This is a genomic window from Streptomyces silaceus (genome assembly GCF_001419745.1).
GTDB classification, from domain to species: Bacteria; Actinomycetota; Actinomycetes; order Streptomycetales; family Streptomycetaceae; genus Streptomyces; species Streptomyces silaceus.
In genome coordinates this window covers 1-4,186 of sequence record NZ_LIRJ01000581.1, presented here as the reverse complement: position 1 = coordinate 4,186, position 4,186 = coordinate 1, and the positions used below count along the sequence as shown (strand labels likewise).

The window sequence follows — 4,186 nt, the reverse complement described above, 5'->3', positions numbered from 1 at the left end:
GCCCTGGGCGGCGCGGACGGCGGCGGGGCGGCCGACGGCGGCCCCGGCCGGGGCGGTGCGGCCGCGCGGGGCGCGGCGCCCGGCACCTGCTCGGGCTCCGGCTCGGGGGTCACCGGCCCGTCCGGGCGGCAGATGTCCACGTGCCCCGACACGGCCACGCCGGCGGCCTCGACCTGCGCGTCGACGGACAGCCCGGTCCACGGGCACAGGACGGCGATGACACCGAGTCCGCCGGCGTGCGCCCACCCGGTCAAGATCGACTCCTCTTCACGTACTGAAGAAACGATCACGTTCCCGGTTCGATACGGGTGAGCGGCAGAAGATGCCGAAACGCCCGCGGCCCGGCGCCCGGATCCCGTTCCTGGATCCGAACTCCGGGCCGTTTTCGGGCAGTTGTCACCCGGGTGGGCCTACTTCCACGGGCCGGTGAACGACCGGCCGGGCACCGGCTTGGCGATGAGCGCCACGGGGGTGAAGAAGTTGACCTGGCCGATCGCGCACATCAGGGTGGCGAGCGCCTTGGGCTCGTAGGCCTCCGCCACGTGGGCGTACAGCTCGTCGGAGACCCGCTCGCCGTGCGCCGACGGCTGGAGCACGGCCTCCACCAGCGCCAGCGCGGCGCGCTCGGCGCCGGTGAAGTACGGCGAGTCCTGCCAGGAGGCCACCGAGGCGATCCGCTCCTCCGACTCCCCCGCCTTGCGCAGGAATCCCGTGTGCAGGACGGTCAGGTAGGTGTTGCCGGCGATCTGCCCGGCCCGCAGCTGGACCAGGCTGATCGTGGCGCGCGGCACCGAGCCGTTGCCGACCAGCTTGAACAGGGCCGCCGACACCTCGGCCAGCTCGGGCAGGAGCTGTGTCGGGTCCTCGTCCATCCGCGGGGCCATCGGGATCTCGGCCGTGATCGCACGCGTTTCCATCGTCATCTCCTCAGGGCTTCGTGTCGCTCTCACTGCCCTGACGGAGCCCGACGGAGATGTGTGACCGGGTGACCGGAACTTCTTTCGGAAGATTCTTGCGGGCCCGGTCCCGGGGACGCTGCCGCCGGGCCCGGTCCCGCTCGGGCACCTCAGGGACTCAGGCGCTCAGGAAGTCCCGCGCGATGCCCTCGGCCACCGTCTCCAGGATCGGTCCGGCCTCGGCGATGCAGCGGGCCACGTCCGGCTCCACGTCGGTGAGGGCGTACGCGCGGCGGATGCCGGCCTTGCCGAGGGCCTCCGGGGGCAGGGCGAGGCGGCCGCAGACCGCGACGACCTCGATCCCGGCGGCGCGGGCCGCCGCGGCCACCCCGGCGGGGGCCTTGCCGTGCAGGGTCTGCTCGTCGAGCGAGCCCTCGCCGGTGACGACGAGGGTGGCGCGGGCCAGCGCGGGCGCGAAGCCGAGCACGTCGAGCATGACCTCGATGCCGGGCCGGAAGCTCGCGCCGAGCCCGACCAGCGCGCCGTAGCCGATGCCGCCCGCGGCGCCGGCGCCGGGCGAGGCAGCGTACTCCGCGGCCTTGGGGCCGATCGTCTTCTCCAGGACCGCGGCGAAGTGGGCGAGCGCCGTGTCCAGGGCGGCGACGTCCTCCGGGGTGGCGCCCTTCTGCGGTCCGTACACCGCGGGCGCGCCCTTGGGGCCGGTCAGCGGGTTGTCGACGTCGCTGGCGAGGACGATCTCGACATCCTTCAGGCGGGGGTCGAGGCCCGAGAGGTCGGCGGTGGCGAGGTCCTTGAGCGGGCCGCCGCCGGGCGCGACGGGCCTGCCGTCCGCGTCCTCGAAGCGCGCGCCGAGCGCGGCCAGCATGCCCGCGCCGCCGTCGGTCGTGGCGCTGCCGCCGACGCCGAAGACGATCGTGCGGGCGCCCGCTTCCAGCGCGGCGAGGAGCAGCTCCCCGGAGCCGTACGTCGTGGACGTGAGCGGCGCGAAGACGCCCTCGGGGAGCAGCTGGAGGCCCGAGGCCTCGGCCATCTCCACGACGGCGGTGCCGTCCTTGAGCGCGTACGCCGCCGTCACCTGGTTGCCGAGCGGGCCCGTCACCCGGACCTCGCGGCGCTCGAACCCGCCCGCGACGGCCGCGGCGACCGTGCCGTCACCGCCGTCGGCGACGGGCAGGGCCTCGACGGCCACGTCGGGGGCGACGCGGCGCAGCCCGGCCGTCACCCGCTCCGCGACCTGCACGGCCGTCAGGGAGCCCTTGAACTTGTCCGCGGCGATGAGCACGCGTCGCGCCTGCTCGCGCTGAGCCTGCTGCTCGTGTCCCGCCGTCCCTGCAGCGTCCGCCACCTTGCATTCCCCTTGCTTCTTGGGCCTTGCTCGCGTCAAGGCAGTCGCGCCGCTGCGACCATAACCGCACAGAGGGCCCCCTGCCCATGGCCACCCGGACCGCGAGACGGCGCGCCCCGGTGAAAAAACCCCCGATATCGCACCATAGTGGTGCGCCATGAGCACGGAAATGATCGATCAGCCCCGTCCCGGCGAGGGCCCGCCGGACCCGCCGTCGTCCGGCAAGGACCCCACGGGCGCGACACCCCCGGACGGCACCCCCGACTACGTGGTGGTCGGCGTGGGCGTGGCCGTCGTCCTCGCGGTGGTCTGCTGGGCCGCGATCGGCAAGAAATCCTTCGACCGCGCCTCCGACAGCGCCCTCGGCTGGGTCCTGGACAACTTCGCCTGGCTCTTCGTGATCGCCGCGGACGTCTTCCTCGTCCTGTGCGTGTTCCTCGCGCTCAGCCGCTTCGGCCGGATCAGGCTCGGCAAGGACGACTCCGAGCCGGAGTTCACCAACCTCGCGTGGATCGCGATGATGTTCAGCGCGGGCATGGGCATCGGCCTGATGTTCTACGGCGTCGGGGAGCCGCTGACCCACTATCTGAACCCTCCCCCGTCCTCGCCCGCCGAGCCCCGCACGGGCGCCGCCGCCCGCACCGCCCTGGAGTACTCGTTCTTCCACTGGACGCTGACCCCCTGGGCGATCTACGGCATCGCCGGGCTCGCCCTGGCCTACGCGGGCTTCCGCAAGGGCCGCGGCAACCGCCTCAGCTCCGTCTTCGTGCCGCTCATCGGCGCCCGGCGCGCGGCCTCCTGGCCCGGCCGCCTCATCGACCTGCTCGCGGTCTTCGCGACCGTCTTCGGCACGGCCACCAGCCTCGGCGTCGGCGCGCTCCAGGTCGCCACCGGCCTCAACCTCACGACGGGCGTGGAGAGTTCCACCACCCTCCAGCTGATCATCATCGTGTCGCTGGGCGCCGCCTTCGTGATCTCGGCCTTCTCCGGGGTGCACAAGGGCGTGAAGTGGCTCAGCACCCTCAACATCATGCTGGCCGCCCTCCTGATGCTGTTCGTCTTCGTCCTGGGCCCGACCGTCTACGTCCTCGACGCGATCCCGGCGAGCGTCGGCGGCTATCTCCACCAGCTGCTGCCGATGGCCTCGCGCACGGGCGCGTTCACCGACAGCTCCTGGCTCGGCGCCTGGACGATCTTCTACTGGGCGTGGTGGCTCTCGTGGGCGCCCTTCGTCGGTACGTTCATCGCCCGCATCTCGCACGGCCGCACGATCCGCGAGTTCCTCATCGGCGTGCTGCTCGTGCCGAGCGGCGCCACGATCGTGTGGTTCTGCGTGATGGGCGGCACCGGCATCCGCCTGGACGCGACCGGCAAGGTCGACATGGCGGAGAAGGTGAAGGAGGGCGCCGAGGCCTCCCTCTTCGCGATGCTGGACGCGCTGCCGCTGGGCACCGTCACCTCCTGGGTCGCGATGATCCTCGTCATGACGTACTTCGTCACGAGCGCGGACTCCGCGTCGCTGGTGATGGGCTCGCTCACCAGCCGAGGCTCGCTGCACCCGCCGACCTGGCTGGTCGTCACCTGGGGCGCCCTGATGGCGGCGGTGGCCGCGGTGCTCCTGGTCGCGGGCGGGCTCGACTCCCTGCAGAGCGCGACGATCCTGGTGGCGCTGCCGTTCGTCATCGTGATGCTGACGCTGTGCTGGGCGCTGCTCAAGGAGTTGCGCGAGGACCCGGGCGCGGGCCCCGCGCGCGGCCACGCGCTCCACGGGCTGCGGGACGCGGTGCGCATGATGGTCGGTGACGCGATCACCGAGCAGACGCCGGACCGGCACCACCGGCTGCGACGGATCGTCAGGTCGCGCAGCCAGGACGGTGATTGAGCGGTCCGGCTGTCCGGCTGGCGCCCCGCCCCGGGCGTAGGG

At 73.0% G+C, this 4,186-nt stretch carries 3 protein-coding genes and 1 pseudogene; 1 reads left to right on the top strand and 3 read right to left on the bottom strand.

Annotated elements, in window-relative coordinates:
* From AOK22_RS37050 to AOK22_RS37040, 3 genes and pseudogenes are all read right to left on the bottom strand, one after another.
* A pseudogene (locus tag AOK22_RS37050) lies at positions 1-254 on the bottom strand (hypothetical protein); the annotation flags it as partial.
* Positions 255-410: 156 nt separating this feature from the next.
* Positions 411-917 carry a carboxymuconolactone decarboxylase family protein gene (locus tag AOK22_RS37045; RefSeq protein WP_055703056.1) on the bottom strand — a complete coding sequence of 169 codons (507 nt, stop codon included), beginning with the start codon at positions 915-917 and terminating at the stop codon, positions 411-413.
* Positions 918-1,074: 157 nt separating this feature from the next.
* Positions 1,075-2,262, bottom strand: coding sequence for a glycerate kinase (locus AOK22_RS37040; protein WP_079037080.1), 1,188 nt, complete (start codon positions 2,260-2,262; stop codon positions 1,075-1,077).
* Positions 2,263-2,419: 157 nt separating this feature from the next.
* Here AOK22_RS37040 and AOK22_RS37035 point away from each other — a divergent pair, with 157 nt between their 5' ends.
* Positions 2,420-4,144, top strand: coding sequence for a BCCT family transporter (locus AOK22_RS37035; RefSeq protein WP_055703054.1), 1,725 nt, complete (start codon positions 2,420-2,422; stop codon positions 4,142-4,144).
* Positions 4,145-4,186: the final 42 nt, after the last annotated feature.